This is a genomic window from Pseudomonas sp. 43(2021) (assembly GCF_017490805.1).
GTDB lineage: Bacteria > Pseudomonadota > Gammaproteobacteria > Pseudomonadales > Pseudomonadaceae > Aquipseudomonas.
This window is the reverse complement of record NZ_JAFGYJ010000348.1, coordinates 1-492: the sequence shown is the minus strand read 5'-3', so window position 1 is coordinate 492 and position 492 is coordinate 1. Positions and strand designations below refer to the sequence as shown.

Here is a 492-nt window from a genome sequence, read left to right as displayed (position 1 = left end):
GGCTGTAACGATCTTCTTCCGGCAGGAACATGGTCACACCCAGCGCACGACCACGCGGAATGATCGACACCTTGTAGACCGGATCATGCTCAGGCACGACGCGACCAACGATGGCGTGGCCGGCTTCGTGGTAAGCAGTGTTCTGCTTTTCTTTCTCGGACATGACCATGGATTTGCGCTCGGCGCCCATCATGATCTTGTCTTTCGCCAGCTCGAACTCTTTCATCTCGACGATGCGTTTGCCGCTACGAGCAGCGAACAACGACGCTTCGTTGACCAGGTTGGCCAGGTCAGCACCGGAGAAGCCAGGAGTACCACGTGCGATCACTGCCGGAGCAACGTCGTCGCCCATTGGCACTTTGCGCATGTGCACTTTCAGAATCTGCTCGCGACCACGAATATCCGGCAAGCCGACGACCACCTGACGGTCGAAACGGCCCGGACGCAGCAGCGCAGGGTCGAGTACGTCCGGACGGTTGGTCGCAGCAATTA

1 protein-coding gene is annotated in these 492 nt (G+C 58.7%); it reads right to left on the bottom strand.

The window, feature by feature from the left end; translation table 11 throughout:
• Positions 1-492, bottom strand: a 492-nt coding sequence (locus J5M71_RS27575; protein ID WP_207838729.1) for an AAA family ATPase, incomplete at both ends; no start/stop codon positions are given.